Source organism: Stenotrophomonas nematodicola (assembly GCF_009467805.1).
Classification (GTDB): domain Bacteria; phylum Pseudomonadota; class Gammaproteobacteria; order Xanthomonadales; family Xanthomonadaceae; genus Stenotrophomonas; species Stenotrophomonas nematodicola.
Genome location: NZ_WIAY01000001.1, coordinates 477541 through 497913, shown reverse-complemented (window position 1 = coordinate 497913; position 20373 = coordinate 477541). Strand labels below are relative to the sequence as shown.

General features: G+C 69.3%; 18 protein-coding genes. 8 read left to right on the top strand and 10 right to left on the bottom strand.

The window, feature by feature from the left end:
- Nucleotides 1-26: 26 nt before the first annotated feature.
- Entirely contained in the window at nucleotides 27-608 is a 582-nt protein-coding gene (locus tag GDJ08_RS02160) for an NUDIX hydrolase (protein WP_153164210.1), read from the top strand.
- Between the two features lie 283 nt (nucleotides 609-891).
- On the opposite strand, the gene serA is transcribed toward GDJ08_RS02160, so the two are convergent.
- Nucleotides 892-2133: a phosphoglycerate dehydrogenase gene (gene serA / locus GDJ08_RS02155; RefSeq protein WP_017355455.1), complete on the bottom strand. Its 1242-nt coding sequence runs from the start codon at nucleotides 2131-2133 to the stop codon at nucleotides 892-894.
- Nucleotides 2134-2311: 178 nt separating this feature from the next.
- On the opposite strand from serA, the gene GDJ08_RS02150 reads away from it, so the two are divergent.
- The 3 genes from GDJ08_RS02150 to GDJ08_RS02140 all read left to right on the top strand — a co-directional run bounded on the left by GDJ08_RS02150 (nucleotide 2312) and on the right by GDJ08_RS02140 (nucleotide 5878).
- Nucleotides 2312-3700, top strand: coding sequence for an FAD-binding oxidoreductase (locus GDJ08_RS02150; protein ID WP_017355454.1), 1389 nt, complete (start codon nucleotides 2312-2314; stop codon nucleotides 3698-3700).
- Between the two features lie 61 nt (nucleotides 3701-3761).
- Nucleotides 3762-4058: a DUF2388 domain-containing protein gene (locus GDJ08_RS02145; RefSeq protein WP_017355453.1), complete on the top strand. Its 297-nt coding sequence runs from the start codon at nucleotides 3762-3764 to the stop codon at nucleotides 4056-4058.
- Entirely contained in the window at nucleotides 4058-5878 is a 1821-nt protein-coding gene (locus GDJ08_RS02140) for a DUF7844 domain-containing protein (protein ID WP_153164208.1), read from the top strand. Before GDJ08_RS02145 ends, GDJ08_RS02140 begins: the two co-directional genes overlap by 1 nt.
- Here GDJ08_RS02140 and GDJ08_RS02135 read toward each other — a convergent pair.
- Entirely contained in the window at nucleotides 5856-6923 is a 1068-nt protein-coding gene (locus tag GDJ08_RS02135; RefSeq protein WP_153164206.1) for an ATP-binding protein, read from the bottom strand. The genes GDJ08_RS02140 and GDJ08_RS02135 overlap by 23 nt on opposite strands.
- A complete protein-coding gene (locus tag GDJ08_RS02130) occupies nucleotides 6923-7672 on the bottom strand; it encodes a response regulator (RefSeq protein ID WP_017357425.1) in 750 nt (249 codons plus the stop codon). The genes GDJ08_RS02135 and GDJ08_RS02130 overlap by 1 nt, the downstream gene beginning before the upstream one ends.
- A 127-nt stretch (nucleotides 7673-7799) precedes the next feature.
- Here GDJ08_RS02130 and GDJ08_RS02125 point away from each other — a divergent pair, with 127 nt between their 5' ends.
- From GDJ08_RS02125 to GDJ08_RS02110, 4 genes are all read left to right on the top strand, one after another.
- Nucleotides 7800-8951: an efflux RND transporter periplasmic adaptor subunit gene (locus GDJ08_RS02125; protein ID WP_026071000.1), complete on the top strand. Its 1152-nt coding sequence runs from the start codon at nucleotides 7800-7802 to the stop codon at nucleotides 8949-8951.
- A gap of 65 nt (nucleotides 8952-9016) precedes the next feature.
- Complete coding sequence (locus tag GDJ08_RS02120) at nucleotides 9017-12130, top strand: multidrug efflux RND transporter permease subunit (protein WP_136003991.1); 3114 nt, start codon at nucleotides 9017-9019, stop codon at nucleotides 12128-12130.
- A 1-nt stretch (nucleotide 12131) separates the two neighbouring features.
- Nucleotides 12132-12521: a nuclear transport factor 2 family protein gene (locus GDJ08_RS02115; protein WP_136003993.1), complete on the top strand. Its 390-nt coding sequence runs from the start codon at nucleotides 12132-12134 to the stop codon at nucleotides 12519-12521.
- A gap of 96 nt (nucleotides 12522-12617) precedes the next feature.
- Complete coding sequence (locus GDJ08_RS02110) at nucleotides 12618-13352, top strand: COG3650 family protein (RefSeq protein WP_153164204.1); 735 nt, start codon at nucleotides 12618-12620, stop codon at nucleotides 13350-13352.
- Between the two features lie 12 nt (nucleotides 13353-13364).
- Here the strand turns inward: GDJ08_RS02110 and GDJ08_RS02105 are convergent, their stop codons facing one another.
- The 7 genes from GDJ08_RS02105 to GDJ08_RS02075 form a co-directional block, all read right to left on the bottom strand.
- The gene (locus GDJ08_RS02105; RefSeq protein WP_229296425.1) at nucleotides 13365-13973 is read right to left on the bottom strand and encodes a hypothetical protein; all 609 of its coding nucleotides are present in this window, start codon (nucleotides 13971-13973) and stop codon (nucleotides 13365-13367) included.
- The gene (yeiP, locus tag GDJ08_RS02100) at nucleotides 13948-14514 is read right to left on the bottom strand and encodes an elongation factor P-like protein YeiP (RefSeq protein ID WP_017357253.1); all 567 of its coding nucleotides are present in this window, start codon (nucleotides 14512-14514) and stop codon (nucleotides 13948-13950) included. Before yeiP ends, GDJ08_RS02105 begins: the two co-directional genes overlap by 26 nt.
- Nucleotides 14515-14580: 66 nt before the next feature.
- A complete protein-coding gene (locus tag GDJ08_RS02095) occupies nucleotides 14581-15351 on the bottom strand; it encodes an SDR family NAD(P)-dependent oxidoreductase (RefSeq protein ID WP_136003997.1) in 771 nt (256 codons plus the stop codon).
- Nucleotides 15352-15384: 33 nt separating this feature from the next.
- A complete protein-coding gene (locus GDJ08_RS02090) occupies nucleotides 15385-17994 on the bottom strand; it encodes a sensor domain-containing protein (protein WP_017357251.1) in 2610 nt (869 codons plus the stop codon).
- A complete protein-coding gene (locus GDJ08_RS02085; protein ID WP_017357250.1) occupies nucleotides 17991-18884 on the bottom strand; it encodes a hydroxymethylglutaryl-CoA lyase in 894 nt (297 codons plus the stop codon). The genes GDJ08_RS02090 and GDJ08_RS02085 overlap by 4 nt, the downstream gene beginning before the upstream one ends.
- 192 nt (nucleotides 18885-19076) lie before the next feature.
- Nucleotides 19077-19463, bottom strand: a complete 387-nt coding sequence (locus GDJ08_RS02080) for a VOC family protein (protein WP_153164202.1) — start codon at nucleotides 19461-19463, stop codon at nucleotides 19077-19079.
- Between the two features lie 10 nt (nucleotides 19464-19473).
- Nucleotides 19474-20262, bottom strand: a complete 789-nt coding sequence (locus tag GDJ08_RS02075; RefSeq protein WP_017357248.1) for an enoyl-CoA hydratase-related protein — start codon at nucleotides 20260-20262, stop codon at nucleotides 19474-19476.
- Nucleotides 20263-20373: the final 111 nt, after the last annotated feature.

Here is a 20373-nt window from a genome sequence, read left to right as displayed (position 1 = left end):
AGATTCCGTCCCATCCCCGGCCCACCATGTCGCTGAACCCTGAATCCGTTGTCGTTGCTGACGCCGCGCTGCGCCGCCAATTGGCTGATTACGCGCGCCGGCACCCGGAACACGCCGCATTGGCTGCCGAATTCGGCACAGTGCTGGATGACCCGGAGAATCCCTTCCTGCGCGAGCGGCTGTCCGGCCATTTCACCGGCAGCGCGTGGCTGGTCAGCGCCGACGGGGAGCGCGTGCTGCTTACCCACCACCGCAAGCTGGGCCGCTGGCTGCAGCTGGGTGGGCATGCCGATGGCGAGCGCGACCTGGCGCAGGTGGCGCTGAAGGAGGCCGAGGAAGAGTCCGGGCTGAGCGCGCTGGTGCTGGAAGATGGCGTCCTGTTCGACATTGACAGGCACTGGATTCCGGAACGGAAGGACGTGCCGGGGCACTGGCACTACGACGCCCGCTACGTCGTCCGGGCGCTGGGCAGCGAACAGTTCGCGGTCAGCGAGGAGTCGCTGGCGTTGGCTTGGCGCGATATCCGTGACGTGGCTGCCGCCATGATCGAGACGCCGGACGGCGACGACTCGCTGCCGCGCATGGCCAAGCGCTGGTTGGCGCGGTAGCGCCGGACTCGGCACGCCTGCACTCGCCGGCCACCTCGCGCCCCCGCCCGCAATTGCCGGCGACCTCCCGCGTCCGCGCGTCTGGAATTGCTGGGACCTCCCGCGGCCGTTCGGTTGGAACTGCCGGCGACCTCCCGCGTGCGCGCGTCTGGAATTGCGGTCCACTCCGTAGAGCCGGGCTCTGCCCGGCTGCCGTTGACCGGACACGGAAGCACCACCGCCAGCCGTCAGCCGGGCTGAACCCGGCGCTACGCGGCGGCGTCCCCGGGTATCCGGTGCGGCGTCAGTACAGCACGCGGGTGCGCAGGGTGCCGGGAATGGCCGCGAGCTCTTCGCGCACCGCGCCCGCCTGTTCTTCGCTGGCGGTGATGTCGATCACCACGTAACCCACCTTGGAATCGGTGCGCAGGAACTGGCCGTCGATGTTGACGTTGAGGCGCGAGAAGATCTCGTTGACCTTGGACAGTACGCCCGGCACGTTCTGGTGGATGTGCAGCAGGCGCAGGCTGTCGGCGTGCTCGGGCAGGGTGGCCTCGGGGAAGTTGACCGCCGAGAGGGTGCTGCCGTTGTCGCTGTAGCGCACCAGTTTGGCGGCCACTTCCACGCCGATGTTGTCCTGCGCCTCCAGCGTGCTGCCACCCACGTGCGGGGTCAGGATCACGTTGTCGTGCGCGGTCAGCGGCGACACGAACGCATCGCCGTTGCCCTTGGGCTCGACCGGGAAGACGTCCAGCGCCGCGCCGCCGATGTGGCCGCTGCGCAGCGCCGCGTCCAGTGCGTCGATGTCGACCACGGTCCCGCGCGCGGCATTGATCAGGTGTGCGCCAGGGCGCATCCGCGCCAGCTGGTCGGCGCCGATCAGCCATTGCGTGGCCGGCGTTTCCGGCACGTGCACGGTCACGATGTCGGCCCGCGCCAGCAGGTCGTCCAGGTCGATCGCCGCGCGGGCATTGCCCAGCGACAGCTTGGTCTCGATGTCATGGAAGATTACCTGCATGCCCATCGCCTCGGCCATCACACCGACCTGCGTGCCGATGTGGCCGTAGCCGATGATGCCCAGCGTCTTGCCGCGGACTTCGTGGCTGCCGGCGGCCGACTTGGACCAGCCGCCCCGGTGGCACTCGGCGTTCTTCTGCGGAATGCCGCGGGTCAGCATGATCGCCTCGGCGATCACCAGTTCGGCCACGCTGCGGGTGTTGGAGTAGGGGGCGTTGAACACCGGGATGCCGGCCAGCTCGGCCGCCTCCAGGTCCACCTGGTTGGTGCCGATGCAGAAGCAGCCCACGGCCATCAGGCGCTTGGCATGGGCCAGCACCTCGGCGCTGAGCTGGGTACGCGAGCGGATGCCGACGATATGGGCCTCGGCGATGCGGGCCTTCAGCTCGTCCTCGGGCAGCGCCTTGGTGTGCTGTTCGATCTGCGAATACCCGGCGGCGGTGAACACGTCGATCGCGGTCTGGCTCACCCCCTCCAGCAACAGCACGCGGATATCCTGCTTCGGGAACGAGGTCTTCTTCGGCGACATGGGCGAGCGGCAGCATGTAGGACGGGAGCCGCCAACTATGCCAGAAGCCGGGCGCGATTGTGCAGTGCGCCAAAGGGCGCGACGATGGTTTCAGATGCACCTATCGGGTGGCCCGGAATGCAGCCGGCGCAGGGCGGTCTGCTACCCTTTTGGGCTTCCCCCGTTCCGTGCCGACGCCATGACCGACCCGCGCCTTTCTTCCCTGCTGCAGGACTGCCCCGGGCTGCGGCTCACGACGGACGCGGGCGACCTGGAGCACTACGGGCGGGACTGGACCCGGCGCTGGGTGCCGTCGCCGCTGGCGATCGCGCTGCCCGGCAGTGTCGAGGAGGTGCAGGCCATCCTGCGCTGGGCGTCGGCGCACCGCGTGGCGGTGGTGCCGTCGGGCGGCCGCACCGGCCTCTCCGGCGGCGCCGTGGCGGCCAACGGCGAGCTGGTCCTGAGCTTGGAGCGCATGAACAAGGCGCTGGCCTTCGATGCAGTGGACCGCACGCTCACGGTGCAGGCGGGCATGGCGCTGGAGGCCGTGCACAACGCGGCACGGGAACACGGGCTGATCTATCCGGTGGATTTCGCCGCGCGCGGCTCGTGTTCGATCGGCGGCAACATCGCCACCAATGCCGGCGGCATCCGGGTGATCCGCTACGGCAACACCCGCGAGTGGATCGCCGGCCTGAAGGTGGTCACCGCCGACGGCCAGCTGCTCGAACTCAACAAGGGCCTGATCAAGAACTCCAGCGGCTATGACTTCCGCCAGCTGCTGATCGCATCGGAGGGCACGCTGGGCGTGATCGTCGAGGCGACGCTCAGGCTTGCCGATCCTCCGCCGGCCAGCAACGTCATGCTGCTGGCGCTGCCGAGTTTCGACGTGCTGATGCAGGTGTTCGCCGCGTTCCGCGACCGCCTGCAGCTGCAGGCCTTCGAGTTCTTCACCGACCGCGCGCTGGCGCATGTACTCGCGCATGGCGCGCAGGCGCCATTCGCCGAGGTGCATCCGTTCTACGTGGTCACCGAGTTCGCCGCCGGCGACGAGGTGCAGGAAGCGGCGGCGATGGCGGCGTTCGAAGCGTGCATGGAGCAGGGCTGGGTCAGCGATGGCGTGGTCAGCCAGAGCGAGGCGCAGGCGGCGCAGTTGTGGCGGCTGCGCGAGGGCATCACCGAAGCGGTGGCGCGCTACAAGCCGTACAAGAATGACGTGTCGGTGCGGATCTCGGCGATGCCCGCCTTCATGGCCGAAACGCAGGCGCTGATCGGCCAGGCCTACCCCCATTTCGACGTGGTGTGGTTCGGCCACATCGGCGACGGCAACCTGCACATCAACGTGCTCAAGCCCGACGCCACCAGCGATGCCGAGTTCCTGACCCAGTGCGAGCATGTAACCAGGCTGCTGGCGCAGGTGCTGGCGCGTTTCGATGGCAGCATTTCGGCCGAGCACGGCATCGGACTGGTCAAGAAGGGCTACCTGGACAGCACCCGCAGCGCGCCCGAGATCGCGCTGATGAAGGCGGTCAAACATGCATTTGATCCCCAAGGGCTGCTGAATCCGGGCAAGGTGTTCGACCTCTGACGCGCGACAGATCTTCACGCAGCCTATACGCTCTGCGTTTTCCTACCCGAACGACACCCTGATGATGCGTCCGATCCTGCTTCTCGCCGTCCTCGCCCTGCCGCTGTCGGCGCTCGCGTCCAGTTTCGCTGGCAGCTCCGCCGGTTCGGCGTCCGGTGCGTCGTCGGCCGGCTCGTCCAGTTCGAGTGACGACAAGGTCGTGCTGGATGCGCGCGACGATGCCGCGGCGTTTGTCGCCACCGACGGCGCCATCCGTGGCGCCCGCCTGGAAGCGGCACTGCTGCATGTGCGCGAACGCGATGCAACGCAGCGCCAGGTCAGCGACATGGCCCTGGCCAAGGCGCTGCTGGCCCGCTGATGTCCAGCGTGCGCGGTCCGGCCCGTCGCTGGCGTTGGACGGTCCTGACCGCGCTGCTGCTCGCGCCGCTGGCCCAGGCGGCGCTGCAGCTGGACCTCGACCCGCAGGGACTGGACGCCCGGCAGGCGAAGGCGGCCGAACGTGTCCTGGCAGCGGTGCAGGTCCGACTGCCTGCCGACTGGCAGGCCCGCTTTGATGCGCCCGTGCCGGTGCGCTGGTCGGACACGCTGCCGGACCGCGTGCACGGCCGTGCGCGCAACGGCGCGATCACACTGAAGCGTTCGCTGCTCGACGCCGTGGAGGACGGGCAGCCGCTGCCGCGCGCCGTGCAGGCGGCGCTGATCCATGAACTCACCCACGTGCTGGACCGCGCCGATGCCGGTGGCTGGTCGCGCAGCGCGCGCTGGCGCGACCTGGCCGGCTGGCAGCAGCGGCCGTGGCGCTGGGGGCGCACCGGCAATCATTTCAGTGCGCGCAGCCCCGACGCCTACGAGCGCGCCAGCCCGGCCGAGTTCCTGGCGGTGAACGCCGAGCACTATCTGCTGGACCCGGACTATGCGTGCCGACGCCCCGCGCTTCAGGCCTGGTTTGCCGGACACCTGGGGGCCCGCGCCGACGCGCCCGACTGCGACGTGCGGCTGCCGCTGGTGCAGGCCGACGACGCCACGGGGGCGGCATCGCTGCTGGAACTGGACCCCGCGCGCATCTACGCGGTGGACTACCTGCTGGCCGAAGGCAATGACCAGCTGATGAGCCGCTGGGGCCACAGCATGCTGCGGCTGGTCGTGTGCGCCCCCGGCCGTGTGCCTGGACCGGCATGCCGCATGGATCTGTCGTATCACCGCGTGCTGTCGTTCCGTGCGTTCGTGGGTGACGTGCAGATCTCCAGCTGGCGCGGATTGACCGGCTCCTATCCCTCGCGTCTGTTCGTGCTGCCACTGAATCAAGTGGTCAACGAGTACACGCAGCTGGAACTGCGTGGCCTGTCCTCGGTGCCGCTGCGGCTGGACCGCGCGGAGATCGCCACACTGCTCGAACGGGTCGCGCAGGTGCACTGGAGCTATGACGGCCGCTATCTGTTCGTCAGCAACAACTGCGCCGTGGAGACCGGCAAGCTGCTGCAGGAAGGCGTGCCGCGGCTGGCGTCGCCGGGACTCAACCGGATCACGCCACGCGGTCTGCTGACCCGGCTGGAACGGCAGGGTCTGGCAGACCGTTCGGTGCTGGACGACCGTGCGGCGGCCACCCGCAACGGGTACTACTTCGCGTCCGCCCAGACGCATTACCAGCAGCTGTTCGATGTGGCGCGGCAGGAGCTGCCATTGGACACCGATGCGGTCGCGGCGTGGCTGCAGCGCCCGGCGAGTGAGCGCGCCCGCTGGATAGAGCAGGGCGGGCTGCGTGCCACCTCGGCGCTGTTGCTGCTGGAACAGGCTGCCCGCCATCGCGAGGAGCTGCGCGCCCGCGACCGGCTGAAACACACGTTGGGGCGCCCTGGCGAGAGCATCGATGCCGCCCGCGACACCCTGCTTGCGCTGCTCCGCGATACCGGCCAGCTGGTCAGTCCGGCGGCGCTGGTGGACGACGGCGGCTACGGGCTGCCGATGGCGGCCGAGCGCGCCGAGGCGGCCGCCGCCGCCGCACGCATCAGCGCCCGCGGCATCCCGGCGTGGACCGCGCTGCAGCAGCAGATGCGGGCCCGGTTGCCGCCGGCGCAGCAGCGGGAACTGGACACCATCGACGCCAGCCTGGCGCGCCTGGGCGACCGCATGCGCCGGCTGGCGCAGGCCGAGACCGCTACTGGCGCGGCAATGCGATGACGAACCGTGCACCGCCGAGCGCGCTGGCGGTGCACCAGACCTGGCCGCCATGCGCATCGGCGATGGCCTTGACCACGGCCAATCCCAGGCCGCTGCCGCCCCGTTGACGCGAGCGCGAGCCGTCGCCGCGCATGAACGGGTCGAAGATGTGCGCGCTCAGTGTCGGGTCGACGCCCGGGCCTTCGTCGTCGACGGCGATCTCCACGTGGGTGGCGGTGTCGTGCACGGCAATGCGCACGCGTCCCGGCGTGGCGTAGCGGCGGGCGTTCTCCAGCAGCGCCATCAGGGCCTGGCGCACGCGGGTGGGATCGCAGTGCGCCGGGTGCTCGCCGCGTGAGGTTTCCAGCTCCAGCACGAAGCCGCCGGTGCGGAAGCCGGGGTCGACCAGGGTCATCACCGAATGCACCTCCTGGACCACGTCGCTGCGCGCACGGCGCACATCCAGGCGCGCGCTGTCGGCCAGGCTCAGCACGCGCAGGTCTTCGATCAGCCGTGACAGCCCTTCCACCTGTGCCAGCAAACTGCGGAACTGCGCTTCGTCGGGCGCGAACACGCCCTCGGCGAGCCCCTGCAGCCGACCGCGCAGGATGGTCACGGGGGTGCGCAGTTCGTGCGCGATCGCCGCATGCCACATGACCCGGTCGGCATCCATGTTCTGCAGCCGCCGTGCCATCGCGTTGAAGTCGTCCACCAGCAGCGCGACCTCGCCGAGCGAGTGGTGGCTGGCGGCGGCGCGTGCGCCGAGATCGCCATTGGCGAGACGACGGATGCTGTCCACCACCGAATTGAGCGGCCCCAGGATGCGTTGCGACAACCGCACCGAAGCAGCGATCGCCAGTCCGAGCCCGATCAGGGTCACCCCGGCCATCCACACCAGTTCGGGGCCGCTGGGCGCCCAGTTGGCCGGCTCCTCGGTGGCACCCGGATAGAAGGTCACCAGGATGGCGTACAGCACATAGGAGCTGAGGATCACCATCACGATCACCGACAGCGCCATCAGCGACATCGACACCACGATGTGCCGGCTCAGCCCGGACCGGCGCATCAGCGATCCGCCGCCAGGCGGTAGCCGACGCCGCGCACGCTGGCCGGCACGTTCTCCAGGCCGACCTCGTCGAGCTTGCGCCGCAGCTTGCTGACGTGGCTGTCCACCGTGCGTTCCAACGCCTCGCTCTCCGGCAGGCATTCGTGCATCAGTTCGCTGCGGCTGAAGATGCGCAGCGGCGCCAGCGCCATGCAGTGCAGCAGCTTGAACTCGGTCAGCGTCAGCAGCAGTTCGTGGCTGTAGCCGTCGCCTTCCACATGGACCTGGTGGTTCTCCGCATCGATGACCAGGTTGGCCACGCGCAACACGCCGGAGGCGCCGGCCGCGCGCTGGTTGAGCGTACGCCGCAGCACCGCCCGCACCCGCGCGGCCACTTCGGCCGGGTTGAACGGTTTGACCACGTAGTCATCGGCGCCCATGCGCAGCGCGGTCAGCTTGTCCAGGTCCTGGTCAAGCGCGGTCAGCATGATGACCGGGGTATCGCCGCGCTGGCGCAGTGTGTTGAGCACCGTCCAGCCATCCATGCCGGGCATCTGCACATCGAGCAGGATCAGGTCCGGGCGCGCGCTCCGGTGCAGGGCCAGCGCGGCCAGCCCGTCCTGCGCGCGCAGCGTGCGCAGACCTTCACGTTCCAGGTAGGCGGCCACGATGTCGGCGATCTCCGGCTCGTCTTCGACGATCAGGACCAGCGCGTGGAGGGAGCGGTCCCAGCGCGCGGGGCTGGCGCGGGGCGAATCGGTGGCGTGCATGCAGGCAGGGCCGGAAGGTGCTTAGCGCTCCATCGTATCTCCACATTTCCTCCATCGAAACCCCACGTGCTCCACGCAGACTTGGCCATTCATGATTTCAGCCGGTGATCCGGCCCGTGTGCTGCACATGAAGACCAACAGGATTTGCGCCGCCGCCTGCGCGGCGATCATGGCCGTGACCACGGCCTGCTCCAGGGAAGACGTGCCTGCCGTCGCGGCGCCTGCGGTCACGGTGGCGACGCTGTCGCCGTCGATCGTCCAGCTCGACGATGAGCTGCCCGGCCGGGTGGCCGCGGTACGCACCGCGCAGATCCGCGCGCAGGTGGGCGGGATCGTGCTCAAGCGGTTGTTCGAGCAGGGGGCCGAGGTCAAGGCCGGTACGCCGCTGTTCCAGATCGACCCTGCCGCGTTCCATGCCGAGGTCGACAGCGCGGCGGCGATGCTCCAGCGCAGCGAGGCGACCCTGGCGCGTACCCGCGTGCAGTCCGAACGGCTGCAGTCGCTGGCGGCGGCGCAGGTGGTCAGCCACCAGGCCCGCGACGACGCACGCGCCGAGCATCAGCAGGCGCTTGCCGATGTGGCCCAGGCACGCGCCACGCTCGCACGACGTCGGCTGGATCTGCGCTATGCGACAGTCGATGCGCCCATCGACGGCCGCATCGACCAGGCGCTGGTCACCGAGGGCGCGCTGGTGACCGCCAGCGATGCCACGCCGATGGCGGTGGTGCAGCAGTTGGACCAGGTGTACGTGGATGTGCGGCAGCCGGCCTCGATGCTGGAGAGCATCCAGCGCAGCGTGGTGTCCGGTCAGCTCGACAAGGCCACGGGCCTGCCGGTGACGCTGCTGGGCAGTGGCGGGCAGGCTTACCCGGAGAAGGGCAGGATCCTGTTCTCGGGGATCAACGTGGATGCCGAAACGGGCGACATCGTGCTGCGCATCGTGGTCGACAATCCCGAACGGCGTCTGCTGCCCGGCATGTTCGTGCGCGCCCGGGTGCCACGCGGCGTGCAGCCGGCGGCGCTGCTGCTGCCCCAGCAGGCGGTGCTGCGCAGTACCGGCGGGCAGGCCTACGCATGGGTGATCGGCAAGGATGGCAAAGCGGTGATCCGCACCGTCGAGATCGACGGCCAGGTCGAACGCCAGTACGTGGTCAAGCACGGCCTGCATGCCGGCGAACGCGTGGTGGTGGAAGGCCAGGAGCGCCTGCAGGAAGGCGTGGTGGTCGATGCCAGGCCCTGGAAACACCCACAGACGACGGGCGCGCTGGGCGCGCCCTGATTTCCCCCGGCTGACCCCGTCGGAACAGGCGCGCCAGCGCCTGCCCGATGTGCAAAGGACGTTGCATGCCCCAGTTTTTCATTGATCGCCCGGTATTTGCCTGGGTGTTGGCCATTTTCGTAGTGCTCGCCGGCGTGCTGGCGATTCCCCGGCTGGCCATCGAACGCTATCCGGCAGTTGCGCCGCCCAGCGTGAGCATCTACGCCAGCTACCCCGGCGCAACGCCGCAGACCATGAACGATGCCGTGGTCGGACTGATCGAGCGCGAGCTGTCGGGCGTCAAACACCTGCTGTACTTCTCCTCGTCCACCGACACCTCCGGCGAGGCCACCATTTCGGCGACGTTCCGCCCGGGCACCGACCCGGAACTGGCGCAGGTGGATGTGCAGAACCGGATCAAGGCGATCGAGCCACGGTTGCCGCAGGTGGTGCGGCAGAACGGATTGACGGTGGAAGCGGCCGATTCGGGCTTCCTGATGCTGGTCGGCCTGAAATCGGTGGACGGACGCCTGGACGAGGTGGACCTGAGCGACTACATGGCGCGCAACATCGTTGACGAGCTGCGCCGCATCGACGGGGTCGGCCGCGTGCAGCTGTTCGGTGCCGAGCGCGCGATGCGGATCTGGGTGGACCCGTCGCAGCTCACCGCGTACAGCCTCACGCTGGACGACCTTGCCCAGGCGATCGCCGCGCAGAATGTGCAGATCGCGCCGGGCCGCGTCGGCGACTCGCCCGCGCTGCCGGGCCAGCGGGTGACGATCCCGCTGACGGCCGAGGGCCAGTTGACCACGCCGGCCGCGTTCGCGGCGATCGTGCTGCGCGCCCGTGCCGACGGCGGCACGGTGGTGCTCGGCGACGTGGCGCGGGTCGAACTGGGCGCGCAGAGCTATGCGTGGTCCACCCGCGAGGACGGCGTGCCGGCCACAGCGGCGGCGATCCAGTTGTCGCCGGGCGCCAACGCGGTGCGCACCGCGCGGGCGGTACGGGCGCGCATCGCCGAGCTGGCGCCGACGTTGCCGGCAGGCATGGAGGCGACGGTGCCGTTCGACACCGCCCCATTCGTGGAGATCTCCATCCGCCAGGTGCTGATCACGCTGATCGAGGCGATGGTGCTGGTGTTCGCGGTGATGTACCTGTTCCTGCAGAACATCCGCTACACGCTGATCCCGGCCATCGTGGCGCCGATCGCGCTGCTTGGCACGTTCGCGGTGATGCTGGCGGCAGGCGTGTCGATCAACGTGCTGACCATGTTCGGCATGGTGTTGGCGATCGGCATCATCGTCGACGATGCGATCGTGGTGGTGGAAGGCGTGGAGCGGATCATGGCCGAGGAAGGCCTGCCGCCGCGCGAGGCCACGGCCAAGGCGATGAAGGAGCTGACCGGCGCGGTGATCGGCATCACCCTGGTGCTGACCGCTGTGTTCATTCCGATGGCCTTCGCGGATGGATCGGTCGGCGCGATCTACCGCCAGTTCACGCTGGCGATGTCGGTGTCCATCCTGTTCTCGGCCATCCTCGCCCTGAGCCTGACCCCGGCCCTGTGCGCGACGCTGCTCAGCCCCAGTACCCGCGGCCATCATGGACGCAGCGGTTTCTTCGGGTGGTTCAATCGCGGTGTCGAGCGGATGACGGCCGGCTACCAGCGTCGCGTGGTGCGTATTCTGCAGCGTGGCGGTCGCGGCATGGCCGTGTTCGTCGCGCTGGTGGTTGCCCTTGGCCTGGGGCTGCACCTGGTGCCGGGGGCGTTCCTGCCCGAGGAAGACCAGGGCTATTTCATGACATCGATCCAGCTGCCCGCCGATGCCACCGCCGAGCGCACGCTGGAGGTGGTGAAGCGCTACGAAGCGCACGTCGCCTCGCGTCCGGGGATCGCCTCCAACCAGTCGATCATGGGCTACAGCTTCGCCGGCTCCGGCCCCAACGCGGCGCTGGCCTACACCATGCTCAAGGACTGGAGCGCCCGCAATGGTGCCAGCGCGGGCGACGAAGTGCAGCGCGCGCAGGCGGCGATGGCTGCCGCGCCCGAGGGGCAGATCATGAGCGTGATGCCACCGGCGATCGACAGCCTGGGTACGTCATCGGGCTTCGAGCTGCGGCTGCAGGCGCGTGCCGGTCAGGACCACGCGCAGCTGCAGGCGGCGCTGCAGCACCTGCTGGCGCTGGCGGCGAAGAGCCCGCTGCTGCGCGATGTGCATGCCGAGGGATTGCCGGCTGGCAGTACCGTGCGGCTGGAGATCGATCGCCACAAGGCCGAAGCGATGGGCGTGGGCTTCACCCGCATCAGCGACACGCTGTCGGCGGCGCTGGGCTCGCAGTACGTCAACGACTTCCCCAATGCCGGGCGCATGCAGCAGGTGATCGTGCAGGCCGACGCGCCGCACCGGATGCAGGTGGAGGATGTGCTGGCGCTGCACGTGCGCAACGCCACGGGGGGCATGGTGGCGTTGTCCGAAGTGGTCACGCCGGTATGGTCGCAGACGCCGCTGCAGTTGGAGCGCTATCAGGGGTTTCCGGCACTGAGTGTGTCCGGCAACGCCGCGCCTGGCACCTCCAGCGGCCAGGCGATGGCCGAAATGGAGCGGCTGGCCCGGCAGCTGCCGGCCGGCTTCGCGCTGGCATGGACGGGCCAGTCGTTGCAGGAGCAGGCATCGGGCGCACAGGCACCGTGGCTGCTGGTGCTGTCGATGCTGGTGGTGTTCCTGGTGCTGGCGGCGTTGTATGAAAGCTGGTCGATTCCGGCGGCGGTGATGCTGGTGGTGCCGCTGGGGCTGCTGGGCGCGGTTGCGGCGGTGCTGCTGCGCGGCCTGCCCAATGATGTGTTCTTCAAGGTAGGCATGATCACAGTGATCGGCCTGTCGGCCAAGAACGCGATCCTGATCGTGGAGTTCGCCCGCCAGCTGCAGCAGCAGGGGCGCGGCGTGGTCGAGGCGGCAGTGGAAGCGGCGCGGCTGCGGCTGCGGCCGATTCTGATGACCTCGCTGGCGTTCGCGCTGGGCGTGGTGCCGCTGATGCTGGCCTCCGGTGCATCGGCGGAGACCCAGCATGCGATTGGCACGGGCGTGTTCGGCGGCATGCTGACGGGCACCGTGCTGGCCGTGTTCTTCGTGCCGCTGTTCTATGTGCTGGTGCAGGGCATGCGCCGCTGGCGCTGGCCGTGGCGACGACACCGGGGAGGGTGAGATGACTGTGGATGGGATCGAGCAGCGCACCGCGCGGGCCGAAGCCGGGCTGCGCCACGCACTGCTGGCGCAGGATGTCGAGGCGGCGCGGCAGTGGCTGTCGCCGTCGCTGTTCTTCACCGATGCGGCGGGCCACTGGCAGGGCGCGCATCCCTGCCTGGAGGCGTGGGCCGCGCGTCGCCTGCGGGTGGTGGCGATCGAGCAGAGCGCCATCGAGTATCTGGCCTGCGGACAGTTGCTGCTCGCTGCCAGCGACGTGTCCCTGACCTGCATTGCCGACGGTGGCGAACAGCTGCGTCGCCTGCGGCTGCTGCGGGTGTGGGCCCGCTGTTCATCGCCTGCCGGTGTCCACCTGCTCTCGGTGGGGATGCTGCCGGCCCGCGACACCTGAGTGCGTGGGGTCCGGCGAGTCACCGCCGCTTCACCTCCCCCGGGTGGGGGCGCGCTAGCATCGGGTGTTGAGTGGAACAACTGCAAGGAGTCGAACATGCGTGCACCCCAGGGACTGTTGAGTGTGGCCATCGTGCTCGGACTGGCGGCCTGCCAGCCGGCGCAGCAGACACCGGCGGGCACGGTCGATCCCGCAGCGGGCAGCACCGATGCGCCGCCGGCCACGACCGCAACCACCGATGCGCGCACCTATGCCTTCCAGTGCGGTGATCTTGCAGTGCGGGCGACCTACAGGGGCGAGGATGCGGCGACCGTGGTCGCCGGCGAGCGGACGTTCGCGATGTCGTCCCAGCCTGCGGCGTCCGGCGCAAAGTACGGCGACGGCGAGGGCAACGTGTTCTGGACGAAGGGCACCACCGAGGGCGTCCTGTCGCTGAAGGGCGAGGCGGATCGCAACTGCACCGGCCCGGGCGGGGAAGACGCTGTGCCGGCGCCGCCGTCGACCGCAGCGACCGGCATGGTGTTCCGCGCCACCGGCAACGAACCGGGCTGGCTGGCCGTGGTGGCCGATGGCGCCTCGCCGCATCTGCGGGTGGAAACCGACTACGGGCAGCGCACCTTCGAGATCGCCACGCCCACGCAGGGCAGGGATGGCTGGTCGGGCAAGGCGGCCGATGGGACCGACATCAAACTCACCTTCCAGCGCACCGTGTGCCAGGACGACATGAGCGGCCAGGCCTTCGGTGCCACCGCGATGCTGACGGTAGGCGCGCGCCAGTACCACGGCTGTGGCGACTTCGCCGGCGCTCCGTCGCTGGCGGCGCGGCCCTGACCGGCACCGGTCTCAGCGGGAAATGCCGGGCGGGCAGTCGTCCGGCGGCACGCCGGTGAGCAGGTCGTAGCGCCTGCCCACGTCGAGAAGAAGGAGGCGGACGCTGCAGTCGTCACCGTGGGCGTCCAACAGGCCGGCGAACAGGCGTTCGCGTCCGTTGCAGAAGGCTTCTGCGGCAGCGGCCAGTTCTCTGCCACGGGCCTCGTCATAGGCCTCTTCGCCAGCAACGTGCTGGCAGGTGTTCTCGCGCTCGAGAAAGGCGCGCGCGTCTGCTGGCAGCGCGCAGTACACGCGGATGTCGTTGAGGTCGTAGACCGTCTCGGGAATGTCGCATCCGGCCTCGGCGCGGGCGCGATCCAGTTGTTCGCGGCTGTCGGGCATGCCGGACGCATCGCCACCGATGGTGGCGCCGGTGCTGTCCGGTGCCCGGTCGAGATCAGGCACGGCATCGGTTGGCAGTGGCACGTGGGCTGCTGTCGCCACCTCGTCCGCAGGTCGCGTCTCCACCACCGCGTCGGCACCTTCGTCGGCGCTGTCCGCCGCCCGCGGCGCGCACGCCGCAAGCAGGGACAGGCAGGCGGTCAGAACGAGGCGTTCAGTCCGCACGGCCGGCGAATTCACCGGTGGTGGTGTTGACCAGCACGCGTTCGCCGTTGGCAATGTACTCCGGCACCATGATCTCGATACCGGTGTTGAGCTTGGCCGGCTTCGGGCGCTTGGTGGCGGTGCCACCCTTGAGCTCCGGCGGCGTTTCGATCACTTCCAGCACCACACTGGTGGGCAACTGCACGGCCACCGGCGTTTCGTCGATCACCTGCACGTAGATGCCGCTCAGACCATCGGTGATGTAACCGGCGTCATCGCCGATGACATCGGCATCGAGGGTGTAGGGGGTGTAGTCCTCGTCGTCCAGGAACACGAACGCGTCGCCGTCCTTGTACGAATAGGTGGACTGGCGGCGCAGCAGCTCGACTTCGGGCAGGTTGTCGTCGGCATCGAAGCTGGCGTCGAGCTTGTTGCCGCCCGGCACGCTGTACATGATGAAGCGGAAGCGCACATTGCCGCCGCGGCCCTGCGGCGAGCTGCGTTCGATGTCGCGGATCTGGTAGACGCCGTTGTTGTATTCGACGACGTTGCCTTTCTTGATGTCGTTGGCTTTCATGGGAGTGACGGTCGGTTCGTGGAGGTGTCGGGCGCCCGCGAGGACGCCCGGAGGGTGGCGCGGATGTTACTTGGGTGCCAGGCGCACCGCACCATCGAGGCGGATGGTTTCGCCGTTGAGGTAGGTATTGCCGAGGATATGGCCGACCAGGCCGGCGAAATCCTCCGGCTTGCCCAGGCGCGGCGGGAACGGGATCGACGCGGCCAGCGATTCCTGTACGGCCGGCGGCATGCCATCGACCATCGGGGTCCAGAAGATGCCCGGCGCGATGGTCATCACGCGGATGCCGAAGCGCGACAGCTCGCGCGCCATCGGCAGGGTCATGCCGACCACGCCGCCCTTGGAGGCAGCATAGGCGGCCTGGCCGATCTGGCCTTCGTAGGCGGCCACGCTGGCGGTGTTGATGATCACGCCGCGCTCGCCGTCGTCGCCGGCGGGATTGTGCTGCATGCGGTTGGCGGCGGCCTTGGCGACGTTGAAGCTGCCGACCAGGTTGACCATCACAGTGCCCTGGAAGTTGGCCAGCGGCATCGGCGCTTCCTTGCCCAGCACGCGGCCGGCGCCGAGGATGCCGGCGCAGTTGATCGCCACGTTCAGCCCGCCGAGGAAGTCGTGGGCGGCATCGATATTGGCCACCACGGCGGCTTCGTCGCTGACGTTGGTGGTGAAGTAGCGCGCATGGGCGTCGCCGAGTTCGGCAACGGCGGCCGCGCCCTTGTCGTCGTTGAGGTCGAACAGGGCCACCTTGCCGCCGTGGGCGACCAGGTGACGGGCCACGGACAGGCCCAGGCCGGAAACGCCGCCGGTGATGACGGCGCGGACGGAAGACAGCTGCATTGCGCGTACCTGTGGAGTCTGGAAGCGCCGATTCTAGCGGATGCGGCCGGTTTCGCCGTTGTGCACCGCCACCGCCGGCGCGGCGCGCGCGGCCAGGCGGCGGGCGAACTCATCCGGCGGCAGGCCCGGGGCGAACAGAAAGCCCTGGCCGACCGATACCCCCAGCGCCTGCAGGAAGTGGCGCTGCTGTTCGGACTCGATGCCCTCGGCCACCAGTCCCAGTCCGAGGCTGCGGGCAATGCCGCACACCGCCTCGCACACCGCCACGTCCGAGCGGTTGCCGGGCACGCCCTCGACGAACAGCTGGCTCAGCTTGAGGCCGTGGATCGGCAGCCGGCGCAGGTAGTTCAGCGCGCTGTAGCCTTCGCCGAAGTCGTCAATGGTCAGCAGCACGCCCATCTCGCGCAGCCGGGCGAAGGTCTGCAGGGTGTCCGGTGCATCCTCGATCAGTACCCGCTCGGTGAACTCCAGCTCCAGCGCGCTGCCGGGCAGGCCGAACTCGTCGAGCACCTGGCGCACGTTGCGGGCCAGGTCCTCGCCGACGAACTGGCGGTAGGAGACGTTCACCGCCACCCGCACGATCCCCAGCCCGTCATCCTGCCACTGGCGGACCTGGCGGCAGGCCTCGCGCAGCACCCACAGGCCGATCCGCACGATGTCGCCGGTGCTCTCGGCGTGGCCGATGAAGATGTCCGGGCGCAGTTCGCCCAGCTGTGTGTTGCGCCAGCGGATCAGCGCCTCGGCGGCCACCAGCTGGCCGCTGCGCAGGTCCACCTGCGGCTGGTAAACCAGGTGGAACTCGTCGTCGTCCAGCGCCCGGTGCAGGCGGCTTTCGATCTGCAGGCGATCGTGCTGGCGCTGCGCCAGTTCCGGGGAAAACACCTGCCAGCCGTTGCGGGTGCGGCGCTTGCAGTCGTACATGGCGATGTCCGCGTTCTGGATCAGCTGCTGCGGACGCAGTCCGTCCTGCGGTGCGCGGGCGATGCCGATGCTGGCGGTGACTGCGAACTCGTCGCTGCCGAAGCGGAACGGCGTGCTGAATGCCTGGGTGATCGCGTCGGCCAGGCGCTCGGGCTGGTCGTGCTGGTCGCGGGTGTCGCAGATCACCAGGAACTCGTCACCACCGAAGCGGGCCACCAGCCCTTCGGTGCCGATCGCCGTGGCGATGCGGCGCGTGGCGTCGATCAGCAGTTCGTCACCGGCGTTGTGGCCAAGCAGGTCGTTGACGGTCTTGAAGCGGTCCAGGTCGATGTACAGCACCGCCACCCGGCAATGGGTCGGATTGGACATGCGTGCGGCGAGATCGTTGAGCACCGCGTCGCGGTTCATGATGCCGGTCAGCGGGTCGGTACGCGCCTGGATGCGCAGGGTTTCCTCGGCCTGCTTGCGCGCGGTGATGTCCTGCACGGTGCCGGCGATGCGCGCGGCGTTGACGTCGCCGGCCTCTGCCTCGCCGATCATGCGCACCCAGAAGGTATGTCCGTCGCTGCGCTGGCCCTGCAGTTCCAGCTCGAAGGGTGCCTGCTTGTCGATCACATCGAGCAGGGCCTGCTGCAGCAGCGAGCGGTCGTTCAGGCGCAGGCAGTCGAGCAGCTGGGCCATGTCCTGCAGCGGCGGCTCCTGGCCGAGGATGCGGGTGGCCTCGTCGGTGAGGTACAGCCGCTGCAGGCCGCGATCCCACTCCCAGCCGCCGATATGGGCCAGCGATTGCGCGCGGTCGAACAGGGTGTTGTTGCGCTTGAGCTCGGTGATGTCGCTGAACAGCCCGAAGACATGGTCGGGACTGTCGCGGCCGTTGCCGTAGACCGGAACGTTGGTGGTCGAGATCCAGATCATCCGGCCGCGCGGCCGGTGGTACAGCCCGACGATGGTGCTGCGGATGATCCGCCCGGTGCGCAGCGAGACCGCCGCCGGCCACTGCTCCCGGGTGAGCGGGTGCCCATGCTCGTCCACGCTGATCCAGTCCTCCGGGCAGAGCATCGCCTGGAGGCTGTTGCCGTTGCCGGGAATGCCCAGGATGCGGTGCGCGGCAGGGTTGGCCGACACCACCCGCAGCTGGCGATCGAACAGGATCACGCCCTTGTCGATGGATTCCATCAGCAGGCGGTAGCGCGACTCGGCCTGCCAGCGGCTGCTGAGGTCGCGCGCGACGGCGACGATGCAGTGTTCGCCCTGGTGCTCGAAGCCGGCCGAGTGCACCTCCACCGGGAAGCGGCTGCCGTCGCCGCGCATGTTGGTGACTTCGATAACGTAGGTTTCCCCGCGATGCAGCGCCTCCCAGACGGGGTCGAGGTGGTCGCTGGGCAGGTCCGGATTGAGCAGTTCGATCGGCTGGCCGATGATGTCCTCACGGCTGCGCCCGTAGGCACGCACGCCGGCGTGGTTGAGGTCCAGTACCACGCCCGCTTCACTGAGGATGCTGACCGGGTCGGGCACCGCGTCGAACAGCGCGGCATAGCGGCGCAGGGCGAGCTGGCGCTCGTCCATCGCTTCCTGCAGGGCGGCCTGCGCCACTTCCAGCAGCTGGCGCAGTGCGTCAGGCGGTGCCTGCGCCAGGGCGCGGTCCAGCGCAGCCAGCGCGTCGACGTGGGCGGTGAGATGATCACCGACCGCAGCGTCCTTGCGCGGGCTGCGTCGGGTCATGTGGCCGCCAGCGCCTTCCCGGTCTTGCTGCCGGTGTCGCGGCCCAGCCGCGCCGCCAGCCAGCGGCCGGTGGCCGCCAGTGCCGGCAGATCGATGCCGGTGCGCATGCCGATGCCGTGCAGCAGATACACCACATCCTCGCTGGCGACATTGCCGCTGGCGCCCTTGGCGTACGGGCAGCCGCCCGCGCCGGACACGGCAGAATCGACCACGCGCACGCCTTCGTCCAGGCAGGCGTCGATGTTGGCCAGGGCCTGGCCATAGGTGTCGTGGAAGTGCACGGCGAGGGCCGACATCGGCAGCTCGGCCGCGACCGCATGCAGCATCGCGCGGGCCTTGCGCGGGGTGCCCACGCCGATGGTGTCGCCCAGCGAGATTTCGTAACAGCCCATCGCGTACAGCGCAGTGGCCACGCGCACCACCTCGCTCACCGGCACCTCGCCCTGGTAAGGGCATCCCAGCACGGTGGAGACGTAGCCGCGGACCTTGACCCCGTCGGCGCGGGCGCGTTCCAGGATCGGCGCGAAGCGCGCCAGCGACTCGTCGATGCCGGCGTTGGTGTTGGTGCGGTTGAACGTTTCCGACGCAGCGGTGAACACTGCCACTTCGTCCACGCCCACCGCACGGGCACGGTCGTAGCCCTGTTCGTTGGGCACCAGTACCGGGTAGGCGATGCCGGGGAGGCGGTCGATGCCCTGATAGACCTCGGCGGCGTCGGCCAGTTGCGGCACCCAGCGCGGGCTGACGAAGCTGGTCGCCTCGATGGTGCGCAGGCCGGTAAGGGACAACTGGCGGATCAGCTCGATTTTGTCGGCGGTTGCCACCGGATGGGCTTCGTTCTGCAACCCGTCGCGCGGGCCGACCTCGACGATGCGGACGAAATCATCCATGCGCGCGCTCCCGTGACGGGACGGGGCGGGCAACCGGGAGAGCGCGGGTCAGGGGAGAAGTCACGTAGAGTCCTGGCAGGCAAGGGTGGCCCACGTTCCCCGGCGGGCCACGAAAGGGGGATACGCGGGATGGGCGGCAAAGCGGCCAGCCCGCGGTGAATGGCGCGGCCGCCGGGGCGGCCGGCGGGTGGGTCAGGCCGGGCGGTGGCACACCGCTTCGATATTGTTGCCGTCCGGATCGAGCACGAACGCCCCGTAGTAATCGGGGTGGTAGTACTCGCGGATGCCGGGAGCGCCGTTGTCGCGCCCGCCGGCGGCCAATGCGGCCTGGTGGAAGGCGTCAACCTCGGCGCGGCTGCCGGCGCTGAAGGCCACGTGTACGCCGCCGTGGGCGCCGGGGGCGTTGCCGATCCAGAAGTCCGGCTTGCCGGTGCGGCCGAAGCCGGCATGGTCGTGGTCGCCGGTCTGGGCGGCGCTGACCTGCATCACCACGCCGATGCCGAGCGGGGCCAGCGCCTGCTGGAAGAAGGCCAGGCTGCGGGCGAAGTCGGCGCAGCGGATTCCGATGTGGTCGAGCATGGTGGCGTTCTCAGTCCTGGGTAACCCAATGGGGGGCGCGCTTGTCCAGGAAGGCGCCCAGGCCCTCCTGGCCCTCGGCCGATACCCGCAGGCGGGCGATCAGCGCGGCATTGTCGCGGTCGAGAGCGTCGCGGTCGCGGCCCACCGACACCCGGCGGACCAGGTCCTTGGCCGAGGACGAGGCGATCGGGCCGGCCTTGTCGAGGAGGCTGAGCTGGCGCTGCACGGCTTCGTCGATGCGTTCAGGTTCGATCAGCTGGTGTACCAGGCCGATGCGCAGGGCGGTCTCGGCATCGAAATGCTCGCCGGTGGCAAACCAGCGGCGCGCCTGGCGTGGGCCGATGGCGTCGATCACGTACGGGGAAATGACCGCCGGCAGCAGGCCGAGCCGGCTTTCGGTCAGCCCGAAGCGCGCGCTGGTGCTGGCGATGGCGATATCGCAGCAGGCCACCAGGCCCACCCCGCCGCCGAACGCGGCGCCGTGCACGCGGGCGATGGTCGGGCGGGGGAGCTCGTCCAGGGTGCGCATCAGACGCGCCAGCGCCAGCGAATCCTGGCGGTTGTCCTCCTCGCTCGCCGCCGCCATGCCGCGCATCCACTGCATGTCCGCGCCGGCCGAGAACGAGGCGCCCTGGCCCGCCAACACCACCGCGCGGACCTGGGCGTCGCGGCCGGCGGCCTCCAGCGCGGCGGTCAACTGGGCGATCAGGGCCGCGTCGAAGGCGTTGTGGAGGGCGGGGCGGTTCAGCCACAGGGTCAGGACCGACCCGCTGCGTTCTATCCGTAGTGCATCACTCATCGAGGGGGCCTGCGATTACTCCATACATGTACAGATCATAGCGGGCCATTGGTCACGGGCCATGACGCGACGCGGCGATGCTAGAATTGATAACCATTCCTATCAACCAGA

Coding starts and splice junctions, on each gene's coding strand:
- GDJ08_RS02160 (WP_153164210.1), top strand. CDS start 27: ATGTCGCTGAACCCTGAATCCGTTGTCGTTGCTGACGCCGCGCTGCGC.
- serA (WP_017355455.1), bottom strand. CDS start 2,133: ATGTCGCCGAAGAAGACCTCGTTCCCGAAGCAGGATATCCGCGTGCTG.
- GDJ08_RS02150 (WP_017355454.1), top strand. CDS start 2,312: ATGACCGACCCGCGCCTTTCTTCCCTGCTGCAGGACTGCCCCGGGCTG.
- GDJ08_RS02145 (WP_017355453.1), top strand. CDS start 3,762: ATGATGCGTCCGATCCTGCTTCTCGCCGTCCTCGCCCTGCCGCTGTCG.
- GDJ08_RS02140 (WP_153164208.1), top strand. CDS start 4,058: ATGTCCAGCGTGCGCGGTCCGGCCCGTCGCTGGCGTTGGACGGTCCTG.
- GDJ08_RS02135 (WP_153164206.1), bottom strand. CDS start 6,923: ATGCGCCGGTCCGGGCTGAGCCGGCACATCGTGGTGTCGATGTCGCTG.
- GDJ08_RS02130 (WP_017357425.1), bottom strand. CDS start 7,672: ATGCACGCCACCGATTCGCCCCGCGCCAGCCCCGCGCGCTGGGACCGC.
- GDJ08_RS02125 (WP_026071000.1), top strand. CDS start 7,800: ATGAAGACCAACAGGATTTGCGCCGCCGCCTGCGCGGCGATCATGGCC.
- GDJ08_RS02120 (WP_136003991.1), top strand. CDS start 9,017: ATGCCCCAGTTTTTCATTGATCGCCCGGTATTTGCCTGGGTGTTGGCC.
- GDJ08_RS02115 (WP_136003993.1), top strand. CDS start 12,132: ATGACTGTGGATGGGATCGAGCAGCGCACCGCGCGGGCCGAAGCCGGG.
- GDJ08_RS02110 (WP_153164204.1), top strand. CDS start 12,618: ATGCGTGCACCCCAGGGACTGTTGAGTGTGGCCATCGTGCTCGGACTG.
- yeiP (WP_017357253.1), bottom strand. CDS start 14,514: ATGAAAGCCAACGACATCAAGAAAGGCAACGTCGTCGAATACAACAAC.
- GDJ08_RS02095 (WP_136003997.1), bottom strand. CDS start 15,351: ATGCAGCTGTCTTCCGTCCGCGCCGTCATCACCGGCGGCGTTTCCGGC.
- GDJ08_RS02090 (WP_017357251.1), bottom strand. CDS start 17,994: ATGACCCGACGCAGCCCGCGCAAGGACGCTGCGGTCGGTGATCATCTC.
- GDJ08_RS02085 (WP_017357250.1), bottom strand. CDS start 18,884: ATGGATGATTTCGTCCGCATCGTCGAGGTCGGCCCGCGCGACGGGTTG.
- GDJ08_RS02080 (WP_153164202.1), bottom strand. CDS start 19,463: ATGCTCGACCACATCGGAATCCGCTGCGCCGACTTCGCCCGCAGCCTG.
- GDJ08_RS02075 (WP_017357248.1), bottom strand. CDS start 20,262: ATGAGTGATGCACTACGGATAGAACGCAGCGGGTCGGTCCTGACCCTG.